Genomic DNA, 16,353 nt, shown 5'->3' with positions numbered 1-16,353 from the left:
CATCCTCACGTTTAGCCCTAAATGTTTAGCCCTAAACGTAGCATGGGTGCCGTGACCGACAACTATCCGCTCGACGGCCCGAGTCCGTACCCTGCTTCGGAGATCGCCCGCGCCTGGCAGCGCGAGCGTCCGGGGACGCCGACCGACTCGATCGAGATCGTGACTCCCCTGTGGCGGCTCGCGAAGTTGTTCGCCGACGACCGCCGGCGGGTGCTGTCCGAAGCCGGCGTTGATCCGGCGACGCTGGACCTGCTCAGCGTGCTGCGACGCGCGGGAGCGCCGTACGAGCTGAGCACGCGGGAGTTGGCGAACCGGACGTTGGTGACGGCCGGGGCGATCTCGCAGCGGGTCGCTCGGGCCGAGGAGTCGGGTCTGGTCACTCGACGGTCGGCCGACGACGGCACTCGCGCGGTGCTCGTGATCCTCACCGACCTCGGGCACGACCTTATCGAGCGGACCGTCGACCAGGTGCTGACGCGGGAGTCCGAGTTGGTGGCATCGCTGTCCCCCGCGGCGCGGAGCACGCTGGCCGGTCAGCTGCAGGAACTGCTCGACGACGTCAGCCGGGTTGCTCGCAAACCTTCCTCGCGGCGTTGAAGGTTTTTCCAACTGCTCAGGCTCGGAGTCACGGCGAACTGCCTACGACTGGTTCAATGACACCATTGAAGGATGCTTCCTGCTGACAGGCACGACGTCATCCAGGTGCGCGGCGCCCGCGAGAACAATCTCAGCGGCGTCTCGCTCGACATCCCGAAACGCCGGCTCACCGTCTTCACCGGAGTCTCCGGGTCCGGCAAGTCCTCCCTCGTCTTCGACACCATCGCCGCCGAGTCGCAGCGGCTGATCAACGAGACCTACACCGCGTTCGTCCAGAACTTCATGCCGAGCCTCGGCCGGCCGGACGTGGACGCGCTGCGGAACCTGTCCGCGGCGATCATCGTCGACCAGGAACGGATCGGCGCCAACGCCCGCTCCACGGTCGGCACCGCGACCGACGCCCACACCATGCTCCGCGTGCTGTTCAGCCGCGCGGGTACGCCGTCCGTGGGTCCACCGTCGGTGTTCAGTTTCAACCGGGCCGAAGGTATGTGCCCGACCTGCGAAGGGCTCGGGCGGACCACCGAGTTCAACCTCGACGAACTGGTGGACCGCGAGAAGAGTCTCAGCCAGGGGCCGATCAAAGCACCGGGTTACTCGATCGACAGCTGGCACTGGCAACTGATGGCCGGCTCCGGGCTGTTCGATCCCGACCTGCCGTTGAAGGACTACCCGACCGAGGCCTGGGAGCGGTTCCTCCATCAGGAGCCGATGAAGATCAAGGTCGGCAAGAGCAACCTGACCTTCGAGGGCCTGGTCAGCAAGCTCAAGCGCCAGTACCTGAGCAAGGATCCGCAGTCGATGCAGAGCCACGCGCGGGCCTTCGCGGAGCGGGCGATCCGGCAGCAGACCTGCGCCGACTGTGAGGGTGTCCGGCTCAACGCAGCGGCCCGGAGCGTGACCGTTGACGGTCGCACGATCGGCGAGTGCTCGCGGATGCAGATCAACGAGCTGGCCGAGTTCGTTGCCGGGGTCAAGCACTCTGGCGTGGGTCCGATGCTCGACGGTCTTCGCCAGTTGCTCGAGGCCTTCGTGACGATTGGTCTTGGCTATCTCAGTCTCGATCGGGAGTCGTCCACGCTGTCCGGCGGTGAGGCGCAGCGGGTGAAGCTCGTGCGGCACCTCGGATCGAGCCTCAGCGATGTCACCTACGTCTTCGACGAACCGACGGTCGGCCTGCACCCGCACGACATCCAGCAGATGAACGACCTCCTGCTACAACTGCGCGACAAGGGCAACACGGTCCTGGTCGTGGAGCACAAGCCCGAGACGATCCGGATCGCCGATCACGTGGTCGATCTCGGCCCGGGCGCTGGGTTGTCCGGCGGGCGGCTCTGCTACGCCGGCGACGTCGAAGGGCTGAAGACCTCCGGCACACTGACCGGTCAGTACCTCGACCATCGGGTGACCGTGCGCGACGACGTACGGCGTCCTACCGGGAAGCTCTCGATCGCCAATGCGACCCTGCACAATCTGCAGGACGTGAGTGTGGACATCCCGCTCGGCGTACTCACGGTCGTCACCGGTGTCGCGGGATCCGGAAAGAGTTCTCTCGTCCACGGATCGCTGGCCGGTCGGGACGGCGTGATCATCGCGGGCCAGGATCCCATCCGGGGGTCGAAGCGGAGCAATCCGGCGACGTACACCGGCCTGCTGGACCCGATCCGGGCGGAGTTCGCGAAGACGAACAAGGTGAAGCCCGGGCTGTTCAGTGCGAACTCCGTCGGCGCCTGCGGGAGGTGCAAAGGCATCGGGCTGGTGTACACCGATCTGGCGATGATGGCCGAGGTCGCCTCGGCGTGTGAGGAGTGCAACGGCGCGCGGTTCACGGCGGAGGTGCTCGAGTACCGGCTGCGCGGGAAGAACATCAGCGAAGTACTGCGGATGACGGTCACCGAGGCGCGGGAGTTCTTCGGACGCGGCACGGCCCGGACGATCCTTGACCGGCTCTCAACAGTCGGGCTCGGGTACGTCGGCCTCGGGCAACCGTTGACGACGCTGTCGGGCGGTGAACGCCAGCGCCTGAAGCTGGCGATCAACATGGGCCGCACCGGCTCGATCTACATCCTCGACGAGCCGACCACCGGGCTGCACCTGGCCGACGTCGACAATCTGCTCCGGATGCTCGACACACTGGTCGACCGGGGCAATACGGTGGTCGTCATCGAACACCACCTGGCCGTGATGGCTCACGCGGACTGGCTGATCGACATCGGTCCGGGTGCGGGTCACGCGGGCGGTCGAGTCACCTTCACCGGCACCCCTGCCGACCTGGTCGAGAGCAGTCCAACCCGCACCGCGGAGCATCTTCGGGCATATGTCTCAGCCGGCTAGCTCGGCAGCTAGGAACTCGATGACGTCACGCCACGGCGTGCGGTAGTCGGCGGCGGGGCCGGTCTGGGTGAGTACCAGGCGGGCTCCGCCGTTCCCGTCGCGCAGGGTCCACGTGACCTCGCCGCCGCTCCACGGGTAGACGAGCCGCAGCGGCTCCTCGACGGCCGTAACGGGTCCAGGCTCAATGCCCTTGGCAACGAAACCGGCAGGCGGCGGGCTGCCGACGGTCGCCGTCTGCGCACCCGTCAGCCGCTCCCACACCGCTTCCTTCGGCTGCACCAACTGCCGCTCGAACCGCAGCTCGCCGTCGGCCGCGACATCCACCTCGTCGAGCCCGAACACCTTCACGAAGTGCTCGTGCAGCATTCGATAGTCCCGCTCCGGCACGGTGTCCCCCAGCACCCGCTCCAACGCGTCGAAGCACAACGTCCATCCACCCGCGAAGCTCCCCGATCCCGAGCGGTCGTCGTACGTCGCGGTGAGGTGCAACGTGCAGCCGTCGGAGGTCGGCGTCAGCTCCCAGCGAAGGACTTCGACGCCCCAGGTGTACTCGAGCACGGTCGGCGGTTCGTACGCGCGGATCACGCCACGCGACTGCAGATCGACCGGGGCGCCCGGCTCGCCCTCGAACGTGAAGGTCACCGGACCGTCCAGACGCAGGTCGAGCTCCACGGCCGCCGGGAACCACCCGGCCAGCTGCTTCGGCTCGCTGATCGCCCGCCACACCTTCTCCACCGGGTGCCGCAGCTCGCGGCGCATCCGCAGGACGGTGCGCCCGTTCTCGGAACTCAAGGTCTCGGTCATGACTCCATATATACCCGCTCAGGAATATACGATCAACCGGTGAAGCGGACCAGGTCCGTCAACTCGGCGGTGAGGTCCGCCGGAGCGTCGAAGAGGTCCACCGACAGATCGGCGTGCCGCCAGGTGCCGATCACCCGACCGGAGTCGAGCACGGCCGGGCGCAGCATCCCGCCGCCTGGATAGATGCTGGCGGGCAGATCCTGATGGCGGTCCTGATAGCCGAGGAGATAGCTGTCGAACTCCCCGACCATGCGGAGGTCGCGGCACCCCGGGAGGTCGTCAACGGCCGCGACCTCGGTGCCGTCGACGTCGAAGGTAGTTGTCTTCACCGCCTCGACGCCGCGCCGCGCGAGCGGCACGGGCAGGCCCGACCAGGTCGCGAAATCGCGCGCGGTCGCCGGTCCGTAAGCACCCAGGTAGCGACTGGCGAGCCCCTCGAGATCACCGTCCAGGTCCAGCGGTTTGCCCAGCCAGTCCCGGACGGCGACCCAGGTCTCGGTGCGATCGTGGCCAGGTCCGTAGCAGAGCCGGCCCAGCAATCCCGTGTGCCGGATCAGCGCGTACACCGCCTGGCCCTTCGGCTCGGCGATCAGCCCTGCCCGCACCAGTACGTCGGCCAGCTCGGCGCGGCTACACGGGCCGTTCGCGAGCAGATGCTCCTCCAGGACATCGGCCGCCTTGGCGCGGATCGGCTCGGTCAGGCCCAGTTCGCCGTACCGGCGGGTCGTGTCCTTGATCAGCTTCGGACCGAGAAGGCCGAGCAGCGAACCGGCCTGCTCGGTCGCGACCAGCTGGATCGTCCCGCGCATGAACCACCCACGCACCACCGAGCGGTCGATCTCCTGGGCGACAGTGACATCGGGAAGGGTTGTCGCCGTGGATCGCGCCCGGACGCCGTACGCCGCGCCTCGCCAGGTCTGCGCCTGGAGTCCCCCCGTCCGGCGCACGACGTCGGCCACCCCTCCGGGGCCGGCCTCGTTCACCGGACGCGCGAGGCTGTTGGCCTGCATCCTGGCCCGCAGCAACCAGTCGACAGACCTCCGCGCCACTTCAGCATGACACCACGAACCGACCGTTTCCGCATCTCGAAATAGCCGGGTGCTGCCTCAGAGGGCCGGCTGGACGAGGTCGGCGAACGCGGCCTGGCCGGTGACGTTCGGGTGGTAGGACTCGCTGACCGGGTTCGAGAGGCCGTTGATCCACTCGGGGCTGCCGCAGACCGAGTGGCCGATGAACTTCGACGTCGGGTTCACGAATGCGAACCCGGCCGCGTTCGCGGCGGCGGAGATCTTCGAGTTCAGCAGGTCGGCGGTCGCGTTCAGCTTGGTCATCTCGTCGGGGCTGAAGAACGTCCCGGCGTTGCAGTCGGTGCCGTTGAACAGCCGCGGGTACCCGACGACCACGACCTTCGCCGAGGACGCCCGGCTCTTGATCGACCCGTACAGCGTGTTCAGCCGGCCGGGCAAGGTGTTGTTGATGATCGACTGGGCACCCGCGACGGCGCTGGTGCAGTTGCCGAGCCAGGAGGGCTTGGCGCACTCGGTGATGACCGACGAGAAGCCGGCGTCGTTGCCTCCGACCTGGACGGACACGATGTCGGCCGAACTGGTCACCGACGGCAACTGTTTCGAGGTCACGTCCGCGACCTTGGCGCCGGAGCAGGCGACGAACGTGAGATTGGCGCCGATCCGGGCGGCGTCGACGTAGGAATAGGCCTTGGTGGAGCGCTGACAGGACCCGCTGCTCTCGATGTAGGTGCGGGTGCCGACGCCGGAGGCGTAGGAGTCACCGAGCGAGACGTAGTTCGGGGCCGCAGCGTGCGCGACCCCGGGGCTGAGCAGCATCGCGGCGCCGAGGGCCGCGGCAGTGAACAAGCTGGCGATGGACTTCATGGGCGGGACCGCCTTTACCTGTGCGAGGAGTGGCGACTGAAGTACTCCATGTCACCTTCACCCGACTCGCCGGTAACACACAAGGGCCTGGTAATAAATTCACCGTGGATTCCCGGTGACGGTCACCAACTAGCCATCCCAGGACGACAAGCCAGGCCCGGTTGGGAGCGGATAGCAACCATCGACGAGCTGGACCCTGCCGTCGGCCGGCAACAGCCCGCTCTCCACGTAGATGGTGTTCGGCAGCGCCGCCAGCACGTGGATGTGCGCCCCACCGCCGTGCGACGCGTACGGCACCCCGAACCCGGCCGCCATCAACCCGATTTCCAGGCAGTCCGTCAGCCCACCGGCCCGCCGCAGATCCGGCTGTACGACGCCGACGCCGCCGCGCTCGATCAGATCCCGGAACGCCGCCTGCCCGTACCGGTTCTCCCCCGTCGCGATCGGGAGATCCAGCTTCTCCGCCAGCCGCACATGCCCCTCGGTGTCCCCGGCCGGCAGCGGCTCCTCGAACCAGGTGCAGTCCATCGACTCGTACACACGCCCGCGCCGCAGCGCCTCGGCGTACCCGAAGGCCTGGTTGGCGTCGACCATCAGCGGCGCGTCCGGGCCGATGATGTTGCGGACCGCCTTGATCCGCCGCACGTCCTCGGTCAGCGGGCCGCCGCCGACCTTCATCTTCACGCCACGGAAGCCCTGCTCCATCGCCTTCGCGGACACGCTCTCCAGCCCCGCGACGTCCAGCTCGAGCCAACCAACCATCGCGTACGTCGGGATCACGGTCCGCTGCGCGCCGAGCAACCGCCACACCGGCACCCCGAGCGACTTCCCGAGGAGGTCCCACAACGCCTGATCGATCGCCGAGATCCCGTACGACGACAGTCCGGCGGTCCCCTGGTAGTCGGTGAGGGTCTGCAGCCGTTGCCGGATCCCCCGAATGATCGTCGGGTCCGCGCCGATGATCTCCGGTGCGAGCTGCTCGGACACGATCTTGGCCAGGATCGCCGGCGAGCTCTCGACGCGACCGAAGTACGTCGTACTCTCGCCGCTCACGCCTTCGTCGGTGTCGATCCGCACCCTGGTCACGCCGTTGCGGTCGAGCAGCTGGATCGCGTCGCGGACCGGATGGGCCTTCGGTTCGGACGTGGCTTCGACGGTGACCTGGGTGATCTTCATGGGCGCTCCGGGCCGGTGACGGACAGGGGGTCGAATCCGTAGGGCAGTTCGAGGCGGTGCGCTGCCATCAGGCCGCCGTCGCCGAGCAGGTCGCGGGTCTTGCCGTCGGCGACGATCCGGCCGTCATCCATCAGCAGGCTCCGCTCGCACAACTGCAGCGCGTACGGCAGGTCGTGCGTGATCATCAGCAGCGTCACGTCGAGCCCGGCGAGGATGTCCGCGAGCTCCCGGCGCGCGGCCGGGTCGAGGTTGCTGGACGGCTCGTCGAGGACCAGTACTTCGGGACGCATCGCGAGCACCGTGGCGACGGCGACCCGGCGGCGCTGGCCGAAGGAGAGGTGGTGCGGGGCCAGGTGGGCGTGGTCCTGCATCCCGACCTGGACCAGCGCTTCGTGCACGCGCTCGTCGAGCTCCAGGCCACGCAGGCCGAGGTTCGCGGGACCGAAGGCGACGTCGTCGCGCACGGTCGGCATGAACAGCTGGTCGTCCGGGTCCTGGAACACCAGCCCGACCTTGCGCCGGATCTCGGTCAGGTGGTCGCGGTGCAGACCGGTGCCACCGACCTGGATCCGCCCGCTCCCGGTGCCGCCGGCCACCGAACCCAGGATGCCGTTGAGGTGCAGGACCAGCGTGGTCTTGCCGGCCCCGTTCGGTCCGAGCAGGGCGACCCGCTCGCCGCGCTCCACGGTGAAGTCGACGCCGAACAACGCCTGCCGCCCGTCGGGATAGGCGAAGACCAGCCGCTCGACCTGAATCGTCGGACTGCTCACAACACCACCACCCTGGCTGCGACCGCGACCGCCACGGCGGCGAACGAGATCGCCAGACCCTCGACCCACTGCGCACCGGACGCGCCTTGCACGCTCAGCAACGGCATCCGGCCCGTGTAGCCACGCGACCGCATCGCGAGGTGCACGCGCTCGCCGCGCTCGAAGCTCCGCACGAACAACGCGCCCACTCCTCCCGCGACTGCTTTCAGATGTCCGGCCCGACCTCCGGTATACCCACGGGACTCGCGGGCAACCCGCATCCGGTGCAGATCGTCCGACACGACGCTGAGATAGCGGACCATGAACGACAGGATCGCCACCAGCGTCGCGGGCAGCCGCAACCGCTCCAGCCCGGCCAGTAGGTCGCGTGGCGCCGTCGTGGCCGAGAGCAGGATCGCCGCGATCACGCCGAGCGTCCCCTTGGCCAGCACGTTCCATGCGCCGAAAACACCCGACTGGGACAGGTGCAGGCCGAGCACGGAGATCTGCGGACCGGTCGCGACGAACGGCAGCAGCAGGGCGAACACGATGAACGGCGTCTCGACCGCTAGCCGCCGCGACACCACGGTCGGCGGGAGCTTCGCGACGATCACGGCCGCGATGAGCATGACGGCGTACGCCGCGAAGGCCCAGAAGACGGCGGCCGGTGTCGCGACGACGGCGAGTACGAAGACGAACAGCGCGACCAGCTTCACCTGCGCCGGGATGCGGTGGACCGGGCTGTCCACCGCGACCAGCAGACCGTCGCCAATCATGAGGCCTTGTTGGCCCGCAGCGAGGCGAGTTTCGCGATCGCGAGGCCGAGGGCAATCGTCACCAGCACGCCGATGATGCCGGCGAGCGCGCCGGACACCTGGGTGTTGCCGATCCCGTGGACGCCGTAGTCGGCCAGCGGACTGCTCGCGACCGCGGAGTCCTTCGCCGCGCCGTCGAACCCGAGCTTGGCGCCGACGAACTCCAGCCCGTCCGGGTGCGCACTCGCGAACAGACTCAAGCCCCCGGCCACGAGCAGCGTGACCGCGATCCCCACGCCGAGCGACCGTCCGGCCGGCCGCGCCGCGATGGGCTTGTCCGGGGACACGGTCGAGGTGTTGCCGTCGGCATCGACCAGGACAAGATCTTTCTGCAGGTGCCGAGCGGCGTACACCAGGTCGGGCCGCGTCGCGACGACCGCGCTCAGCACCGCGGCGGTGATCACGGCCTCACCGATGCCGACCAGGACGTGCCAGCCGACCATCGCGGTGGCGAGCTTCCCGAGCGGGATGTCGACCGCGCCGCCGATCGCGTACAGCCCCGTGAACGCCAGCGCCGCGACCGGCACCGACACCAGTGCTCCGACGGTCGCCGCCGGTACGATGCTGCTCATCCGCCGCGGCAGCACCGTCAGGAGTGCGCGCGTCAGGAAGTACCCGACGAGCACCGTGATCAGCCCCATCAACGTGATGTTCGTACCGAGGGCGGTCAGGCCACCGTCGGCGAACAGGAGCCCCTGGACCAGCAGCACCGTCGACATCACGAGTACGGCGGTCCACGGGCCGACCAGCGCCGCGGCGAGCGCACCGCCCAGCAGGTGACCGCTCGTCCCGGCGCCGACCGGGAAGTTCACCATCTGCACCGCGAACACGAACGCCGCGGTCAGGCCGGCCAGCGCCGGCCCGGTCTCGCGGATCTCGCGGTTCGCCCGCTGCAGGCTGAAGCCGACCGCCCCGGCCGCGATCAGGCCGGTGGCGACGGACGTGGGCGCGTCGAAGAAACCGTCAGGAACATGCACTCGCACATTCTTGATCTACCTGCGACTGATTCGCAACAAGCGGTCTCACGACTGCGCCGTCACAGCTGCTTGAGAGCCTCTCCGATCGCCCGGTGGAACGTCGGGTACGCGAAGATCATCTGCCGTAGCGAGCTCACCGGTACGGCGGCGTGCACCGCGACCGCGAGCGCACTGAGCACCTCGCCACCGGTCGGGCCCGCGCTCGTCGCGCCGACCAGCACACCCCGGTCGGCGTCCATCACGACCTTGATGAACCCCTCGTTGCCGGCCTTGTGGATCCAGCCACGCGTCGACGCCGGGATCTCGGTGAACCCGGTCCGTACGTTCAGGCCCGCGTCCCGGGCCTGCTTCTCGGTCAGCCCGACCGCACCGATCTCCGGGTCCGTGAAGGTCACCCGTGGCATCGCGTGGTAGCTCGCGGTCGGCGCGTCCGGCTCCTGCAGGATGTCGCGGACCGCGATGTCGGCCTGGTACATGGCGTTGTGGGTGAACACGCCGACGCCCGTGACGTCACCGATCGCCCACACCTTGTCGCCGGCCCGGACGTGCTCGTCGACCTCGATCCGGCGCGCCGCCGGGTCGAGGTCGACCTTGTCCAGACCGAGGTCCGCGGTCGCGATCCGCCGGCCCGTTGCCACCAGCAACTTCTCCCCCGTCGCCGACGAGCCGTCCGCGAGCGTGACGGTGAACGCGTCGTCGGCGTACCCGACCTGCTGCGCGTGCGAGCCGCGGAGGAACGTGACGCCGTCGCGCTCGAGGGCCTCGCGGGCGAGGACGCCGGACTCCGGCTCCTCCATCGACAGCACCTCCGGGGCGCCCTCGATGACGGTGACCTGGACCCCGAAGCGGGCGAAGACCTGGGCGAGCTCCATCCCGATCGCGCCGCCGCCGAGGATCAGCAGCGTGGCGGGCAGCGTCTCGACCTCGATCGCCTCGCGGTTCGTCCAGAACGGCGTTCCGGCGAGACCGTCGATCGGCGGTACGGCGGGGATCGTGCCGGTCGCGATCACGATGCCGCGGGTCGCCTCGAACTCGCGGTCGCCGGCGCGCACCGTGTTCGGACCGGTGATCGTGGCGAAGTCCTTGATCACGGTCGCGCCCTTGTTCACCAGGCGGTCGACGGCGACTTTGTCGTTCCAGGTGTCGGTGGCCTCCTCGCGGATCCGCTTCGCCACCGGAGCCCAGTCCGGCTGGACGGACGCCGTACCGGCCATGCCGTCGACGCGGCGGGTCTCGGCGATCAGGTTCGCGGCCCGGATCATCATCTTGCTCGGGATGCACCCGTAGTACGGGCACTCACCGCCGACCAGCCGGGACTCGATCCCCACCACCCGGAGCCCTGCCTGGGCCAGCCGCCCGGCCGTCTCCTCGCCGCCGACCCCGAGCCCCACCACCACGACATCAACCTGTTCAGACATGCCGCCCAATCTCCCAGACCGGCCGGGACCGGCCAAGTCGCCACCCGGTGCGTCATCGCACCGTAAGGAGGCGTTCACCACCGGCGACTAGCGTTCCGTTCTCGTAGAAGTGAGGACGAAGGTTGTTCGATTTCTCTGGCTTCGGCAGCATCAACATCGAGACAGTCATCGCCGCCGTCACACTGATCGGAACCGCGATCGTGTGGCTGCTCGACCGGTACCTGTGGCGCCGCAAACGGCTCGTCTACCGGGTCCAGGTGGACGCGCAGATCGGTGTCCACCCGCGGCAGAACCGGGCCCGGGAAATGGTCGACATCGAGGTCGTGCACCAGGGCACGGTCGTCCAGGACCCGAGCATCGTGCTGCTCCGGCTGGACAACGCCGGGACCGACATCGAGGCCCGCGACATGCAGGGCCTGGTCAAGTTCAGCTTCCCGGGCCGGAAGATCGTCCGGATGAAGGTGGTCGAGTCGCACCCGGACACACTCGGCGACCTGATCGAGGCCGACCTGAAGCCGGCCGAGTACGTCGACACCGACACGCTCACGGTGCCGAAGCTCGCGATCAACCGCGGCGACCACTTCAAGTTCCTGCTCGTACTGTCCGGGAAGGGCAGGGACGTCACGCACTCCGGTTACCTCGCCGGTGGTGCGAACGGCGGTGTCTACCACGAGCCGCGGCCGCGCGGACCGGGCCGCCGTACCTTGATGTTCGGTGCGACGACGCTGGTGCTGGTCGGCGCCCTCGTCGCGTTCTTCCTGGTCGACGTCCTCCAGCCACCGGACAACTGCGCGTCGGGTCAGTTGCGGGTGATCGGGTCGACCGCCGTCGAGCCGACGATGTCCGAGCTGCGCAGCGCGTACGCGACCGAGTGCCGCGACGCCGACATCACGATCGCGGCGAACGGCAGCCGGGGCGGCGTGCGCGACCTGAGCTCGCTCGGCGCCAAGGACGCGACCGCCGCGGGCATGGTGATCGCGATGTCGGACGGGCCGGCCGAGGACGCCCAGAACCTCAGCGGCGAGGCCATCGCGGTCGTGGTGTTCGCTGTGGCCGTCAACCGGAGCGCGGACGTCACGGCGCTGACCACGGGGCAGCTGCGTGACATCTACGCCGGCAAGATCACCAACTGGAAGCAGCTCGGCGGGCGGGACCTGCCGATCCGGATGGTCAGCCGCGTCGGGCCGGACTCGGGCTCGCGACTGGTGTTCCGGGAGAAGGTGCTTGGCGGCGATCAGGAGCTCGGAATCACCTCGGACGACTGTCGGCGCGACGACGACGCCGCGCTGGCGAAGTACCACCGCTGTGAGGTGGGCACGACGGAGGAGCTGCTGACCCGGGTGAACGCGATCGACGGCGCGATCGGGTACGCCGAACTCGGCAGCACCCGGAAGTTCCCCGGCATCGTGGCGACGACGATCGACGGCGTCGTACCGGACACGTCCAAGGTGGCGGACCGGTCGTACAAGTTCTGGGAGGTCGAGCACGCGTATACGTATCAGGCGCCGGCGACGAAGTCGCTGACCGCTGCCTTCCTCGACTACCTGCGGTCGACGCAGGCGCGTCCGGTGCTGGAGCGCGGCGGGCTGGTCCCGTGCACCGATCTGCCCGCGGGGTTTTGTGGATAATCCCAGCGCCCGTGGCCGGTTCGCCGGATAATTCCTTTCATGTACGTGATCGCACATCTGAGTGACCCCCATATCGACGGCTCCGACGAGGCTCGGGACCGGCTGCGGAAGATCACGTCGTACCTGCGCGAGTTCCGGCGGCCGGTCGACGTCGTCCTGGTCAGTGGCGACCTCGCGGATCACGGTCTCGAGTCCGAGTACGCCGAGCTCGCCGCGGAGCTGAAGCTCGACGTACCCGTGCTGGTGCTGCCGGGCAACCACGATGTCAGCGCGCCGTTGCGCGCCGGCCTGGCTGAGTTCGTCGACTCGGCCGGCGAGGGGCATCCGGTGCACCAGGTGCATGACGTCGGCGGCGCGCGGTTCGTCCTGCTCGACACCTCGGTGCCGGGCGAGGACCACGGGTTGCTGTCGGCGGAGTCGCTCGCGTGGCTGGACGGCGTACTGGCTGAACCGGTCGACGGGCTGTTGTTCGTGGCGTTCCATCACCCGCCGTTCCCGCTGAACCACCCCGTTCTCGATCAGTGGCTGCTCCGCTCAGGCCCGGAGCTCGAGGCGGTGCTGAGGGGCAAGCCGATCACCGCACTGCTGGCCGGCCACGTCCACAACGGGTTGGCGACCACCTTCGCCGGGTTGCCGTTCCTGGTCGCGCCGGGCGTCCGGTCGACGCCGCCGCTGCCCTTCGAACCCCCGGCTCCGGGTGGCGGTCTCGTCGACGGCACGACCGCCCACCCCGGCCTGGCGTTGCACATCGCCACCCCGGGTGCACCGCTCCAGACCCTGTTCCGGCACCCGGCCTGACCTGAACCACGACCGCTGTCCCGGGGTTTGTGCCGGGATTACTGTGCTGACATGTACGTGATCGCGCATCTCAGTGACCCGCATCTCGACGGCACCGAGGCCGCGCGCTCACGGTTGCGACAGATCACGGAGTACGTGCGGGCGATGGGTCGCTCGGTGGACGTCGTACTGGTCACCGGGGATCTCACCGATCACGGGCTGGAGTCGGAGTACGCCGAGATCGCGCGTGAGCTGACGTTCGACGTACCGGTGCTGGTGCTGCCCGGGAACCATGACGTGAGCGCGGCGCTCCGGGCCGGGTTGGTGGGGTTGGTCCAGTCGCCGGGGTCGGGTCATCCGGTGCATCAGGTCCGCGATGTCGGCAAGGCCCGGTTCGTGCTGCTCGACACCACGGTGCCCGGCGCGGGCCACGGTCTGCTGTCCGCCGACTCCCTGGAGTGGCTCGACGGGGTACTCCGGAACGCCGTCGACGGACCGCTGTTCGTCGCGATGCACCACCCGCCGCTCGACCTGCACCACCCGGTGATGGATCAGTGGAAACTCGAGGAACGCGACGGTCTGGCCGCGATCCTGACGGGGAAGCCGGTGACCGCGATCCTCACCGGGCACGTACACAACGCGATCGTCACCTCGTTCGCCGGCCACCCGGTCCTCGGCGCCCCCGGCATCCGCTCGACCGTGCCCCTCCCCTTCGAGCCCCCGTCCCCCACCGGCACCGTCGTAGACGCCACCGCCCACCCCGGCCTGGCCCTGCACATGGTCACCCCCGGCGAACCCCTCCAAACCGTCTACAGGTATCCCTTATGACAGACGACCTGATCCTCCACCCGATCGCCCGCGTCGAATCCGCCCTGGGCTCCCGCGCCGACGCACCACGTCAAGGCGACGAAGGCGCCCCCGACGCCTGGGTGGTCTTCGACGATTCGGTCCGGCCGGCCCTCGCCGACATCACCCCCGGCGACGAACTCATCCTCATCACCTGGTTCGACCGCGCCGACCGCACCGCTCAGACCGTGTACCCCCGCGGCGACACCACCCGCCCACCAACCGGCGTCTTCAGCACCCGCTCCCCCGACCGCCCCAACCCCCTCGGTCTACACCGCGTCACAGTCCTCGCCGTCGACGACCTCCGCCTCCACGTCAACAACCTCGAAGCCCTCAACGGCACCCCAATAGTCGACGTAAAACCAGTTCTAGGTGGCGTCGAGGACAGATAGCGTCAGCGCCTACTCGTTGAAAGACGCGCTGTTGGTGCAAGGCCAGTAATGAAGTGCGTTCTTCGGGTAATACCCCGGGCAGATGGCGAACACGTATTGGCCGCCGTTGCCGATGTTGTAGCCCTTCTTGTCACACCCGGCGTCGCCGCCGTCCTCGATCGTCATCACGCGCTTGAAACCGCCCGGAAGGAGGTACGAGTCATAGAAGAGCGCTCCATAAGCGCCCTTGCCGTCGGGCTTGGTGTCGCAGATCTGGAAGACGTCGCCATCGTCGATGAAGGTCATTTTCGACCCAAAGATTTCGATGGACATGTTCGAGAGAGTGCCAACCTCGTCCACAGGTGCGGCCATGGCCGGCCCGACCGACGTGATCAGGACAGTCGCAGCGGCGACACTTGTTATTCGGGCGATGCGGTGAGCGTGACGTTTGATTTTAGAAGTCATACGACGACCCTAAATTCACCGCCTTCCCGGCGGTAAGTGTGAATTTGCCCTGTCAGGCAGGCTCACGGTGCCGAACGGCACATCTCCGGCTCGCCGCGATCGAGGACCTCACCGGCAAGCCAGAGATCGTGCCGCGCGTTCGGGACCCGCAACAGCGATCGGCCGAGGACCGCCTCGAGCCGCGTCAGGCGCTTGCGTGTTCCCGTCACCGACACTCCGAGCGCGCTCGCCGTCGTACTCAGCCGGGTGTCGTGACGCAGCCAGGCACGCAGTGTGCTCTCCATCGCGGGCGCCTCCTCATGCACAGGACGCCACTGGGTCAACGCCCACTCCCGTACGGCCGGCAGGCGCAGCAGCGCGTGAAACTCGGCGTCGAGTGCCGGGCCCGCCGTCACTGGCTCGTGATCCGCAAGGTGCGGCAGTGCCACGATCCGTAGCGCCAGGTCAAGTTTCGCCTGGTCGCCGAGGGACTCCAGGTCCAGACCGAGTAGGGCCTCGACGCGACGCAGCCGAGCGGCCAGGGTGTTGCGATGGATCTTCAGATGCCGACTCGCGGCGGACGAGAAGATCAGCCACGATCGCACCGTTGCGGTCAACGTGTGGCTGTCAGGGTCGGCGGTTCGAGCGGGGGTGTGCTTGGTCAGCGGAGCCAGCAGACGGTCAGCCCACGCGTGCCCCGGGGGACCGAGCATCACAGGCAGACCCAAAGTACCGTCGAACCGTGCCCATCGCTCCGGACGGCCTCGGGCCACCGCGAGCGCATGGAACGCCTGTTCGTAACCGCTGGCCATCTTGCGCAGTGCCAGAGCGTCGCCGGTCCCCACAACACAGTCGTCGAGTTCGCTCGTCAGCGCGGTCTCGAGCGAGCGCGCGTCCGCCGGATCAGCCGACGCGACGACGAGCACGTGGTCGGAGTAGACCGGGCACCGGACGATCCAAGCCTGGCCGCCGGTGTGCTCTGCACAGATCCGGATAGCCTCGGTACGGCGTTCGGCACCACACTCGACGACATGGAACCGGGCCGGATCGGACAGGCTCGGCGCCAGCAGATCGGCGATCTGATGTGCTGTGGTGAGGTTGCCCGACATCAGTAGATGCAGCACCGCCTCCCGCCCGCGCGCATCGGCGCTCTCCAGGCGCCGCCGGGTCCGCTCGGTCTCGCTCACCCACCAGCACACCCCGATCAACGGCGCGGCGTCGGCCGCGGCCGACGTACCGAGAGGATCGACCCCGACGAGCGCAAGGACCACTCCGGACTCGTCTCCCGGCACGTCGACAGACAGCAGCACGCCCCACCGGCCGGCGGACTCTCCCGTGACGACCGTGCGCAGCCGCCGCTCACGCATCACGCGGAGACCGTCGGCGACGAGCCTCGTCACCTCGCTGTCGGACCCCCGTGCTGATGCAATCCGAACCCGGCCGGCTGGGTCCACCAGCCCGACCCAGCAACTCGTCCGACGAGCCAGCCACCCCACGAGCGCCCGCGCACCGTCCGGCTTGTGGG

Annotated in this window: 16 protein-coding genes; 6 read left to right on the top strand and 10 right to left on the bottom strand. The window is 68.6% G+C overall.

Annotated features, from left to right (window positions below):
- Window positions 1-51: 51 nt before the first annotated feature.
- Both AC0662_RS06430 and AC0662_RS06425 read left to right on the top strand, forming a co-directional pair.
- Window positions 52-597 carry a MarR family winged helix-turn-helix transcriptional regulator gene (locus AC0662_RS06430; RefSeq protein ID WP_478298957.1) on the top strand — a complete coding sequence of 182 codons (546 nt, stop codon included), beginning with the start codon at window positions 52-54 and terminating at the stop codon, window positions 595-597.
- A 72-nt stretch (window positions 598-669) separates the two neighbouring features.
- Complete coding sequence (locus AC0662_RS06425; protein WP_478298955.1) at window positions 670-2,931, top strand: ATP-binding cassette domain-containing protein; 2,262 nt, start codon at window positions 670-672, stop codon at window positions 2,929-2,931.
- Here the strand turns inward: AC0662_RS06425 and AC0662_RS06420 are convergent.
- From AC0662_RS06420 to AC0662_RS06385, 8 genes are all read right to left on the bottom strand, one after another.
- Complete coding sequence (locus tag AC0662_RS06420; RefSeq protein WP_478298953.1) at window positions 2,920-3,735, bottom strand: SRPBCC family protein; 816 nt, start codon at window positions 3,733-3,735, stop codon at window positions 2,920-2,922. The genes AC0662_RS06425 and AC0662_RS06420 overlap by 12 nt on opposite strands.
- A 32-nt stretch (window positions 3,736-3,767) precedes the next feature.
- Window positions 3,768-4,784, bottom strand: coding sequence for a winged helix DNA-binding domain-containing protein (locus AC0662_RS06415; protein ID WP_478298951.1), 1,017 nt, complete (start codon window positions 4,782-4,784; stop codon window positions 3,768-3,770).
- A 57-nt stretch (window positions 4,785-4,841) separates the two neighbouring features.
- The gene (locus AC0662_RS06410; RefSeq protein ID WP_478298949.1) at window positions 4,842-5,627 is read right to left on the bottom strand and encodes an SGNH/GDSL hydrolase family protein; all 786 of its coding nucleotides are present in this window, start codon (window positions 5,625-5,627) and stop codon (window positions 4,842-4,844) included.
- A 129-nt stretch (window positions 5,628-5,756) separates the two neighbouring features.
- A complete protein-coding gene (locus AC0662_RS06405; protein WP_452204370.1) occupies window positions 5,757-6,803 on the bottom strand; it encodes a mandelate racemase/muconate lactonizing enzyme family protein in 1,047 nt (348 codons plus the stop codon).
- On the bottom strand, window positions 6,800-7,573 hold the full coding sequence (locus AC0662_RS06400; RefSeq protein ID WP_478298947.1) for an energy-coupling factor ABC transporter ATP-binding protein: 774 nt from the start codon (window positions 7,571-7,573) through the stop codon (window positions 6,800-6,802). Before AC0662_RS06400 ends, AC0662_RS06405 begins: the two co-directional genes overlap by 4 nt.
- Window positions 7,570-8,328, bottom strand: a complete 759-nt coding sequence (cbiQ, locus tag AC0662_RS06395; RefSeq protein WP_478298945.1) for a cobalt ECF transporter T component CbiQ — start codon at window positions 8,326-8,328, stop codon at window positions 7,570-7,572. The genes AC0662_RS06400 and cbiQ overlap by 4 nt, the downstream gene beginning before the upstream one ends.
- Window positions 8,325-9,344: an energy-coupling factor ABC transporter permease gene (locus AC0662_RS06390; RefSeq protein WP_478298943.1), complete on the bottom strand. Its 1,020-nt coding sequence runs from the start codon at window positions 9,342-9,344 to the stop codon at window positions 8,325-8,327. Before AC0662_RS06390 ends, cbiQ begins: the two co-directional genes overlap by 4 nt.
- A gap of 59 nt (window positions 9,345-9,403) precedes the next feature.
- Window positions 9,404-10,762 (bottom strand): dihydrolipoyl dehydrogenase family protein, encoded by a 1,359-nt coding sequence (locus AC0662_RS06385; protein ID WP_478298941.1) that lies wholly within the window; start codon window positions 10,760-10,762, stop codon window positions 9,404-9,406.
- A 122-nt stretch (window positions 10,763-10,884) separates the two neighbouring features.
- Here AC0662_RS06385 and AC0662_RS06380 point away from each other — a divergent pair, with 122 nt between their 5' ends.
- The 4 genes from AC0662_RS06380 to tsaA are packed head-to-tail and all read left to right on the top strand — an operon-like array spanning window position 10,885 to window position 14,405.
- Window positions 10,885-12,390: a PstS family phosphate ABC transporter substrate-binding protein gene (locus AC0662_RS06380; RefSeq protein ID WP_478298939.1), complete on the top strand. Its 1,506-nt coding sequence runs from the start codon at window positions 10,885-10,887 to the stop codon at window positions 12,388-12,390.
- A 39-nt stretch (window positions 12,391-12,429) separates the two neighbouring features.
- Complete coding sequence (locus AC0662_RS06375) at window positions 12,430-13,188, top strand: metallophosphoesterase (protein ID WP_478298937.1); 759 nt, start codon at window positions 12,430-12,432, stop codon at window positions 13,186-13,188.
- A gap of 51 nt (window positions 13,189-13,239) precedes the next feature.
- Window positions 13,240-13,995: a metallophosphoesterase gene (locus AC0662_RS06370; protein ID WP_478298935.1), complete on the top strand. Its 756-nt coding sequence runs from the start codon at window positions 13,240-13,242 to the stop codon at window positions 13,993-13,995.
- Window positions 13,992-14,405, top strand: coding sequence for a tRNA (N6-threonylcarbamoyladenosine(37)-N6)-methyltransferase TrmO (gene tsaA / locus AC0662_RS06365; RefSeq protein ID WP_452204699.1), 414 nt, complete (start codon window positions 13,992-13,994; stop codon window positions 14,403-14,405). The genes AC0662_RS06370 and tsaA overlap by 4 nt, the downstream gene beginning before the upstream one ends.
- 9 nt (window positions 14,406-14,414) lie before the next feature.
- Here the strand turns inward: tsaA and AC0662_RS06360 are convergent, their stop codons facing one another.
- Together AC0662_RS06360 and AC0662_RS06355 are read right to left on the bottom strand one after the other, a co-directional pair.
- Window positions 14,415-14,849: a hypothetical protein gene (locus AC0662_RS06360; RefSeq protein ID WP_452204698.1), complete on the bottom strand. Its 435-nt coding sequence runs from the start codon at window positions 14,847-14,849 to the stop codon at window positions 14,415-14,417.
- A 62-nt stretch (window positions 14,850-14,911) separates the two neighbouring features.
- Complete coding sequence (locus tag AC0662_RS06355) at window positions 14,912-16,228, bottom strand: helix-turn-helix domain-containing protein (protein WP_478298932.1); 1,317 nt, start codon at window positions 16,226-16,228, stop codon at window positions 14,912-14,914.
- Window positions 16,229-16,353: the final 125 nt, after the last annotated feature.

The sequence above is a fragment of the Kribbella sp. NPDC043289 genome (assembly GCF_056436705.1).
This window is presented reverse-complemented; position numbering and strand designations above follow the sequence as displayed.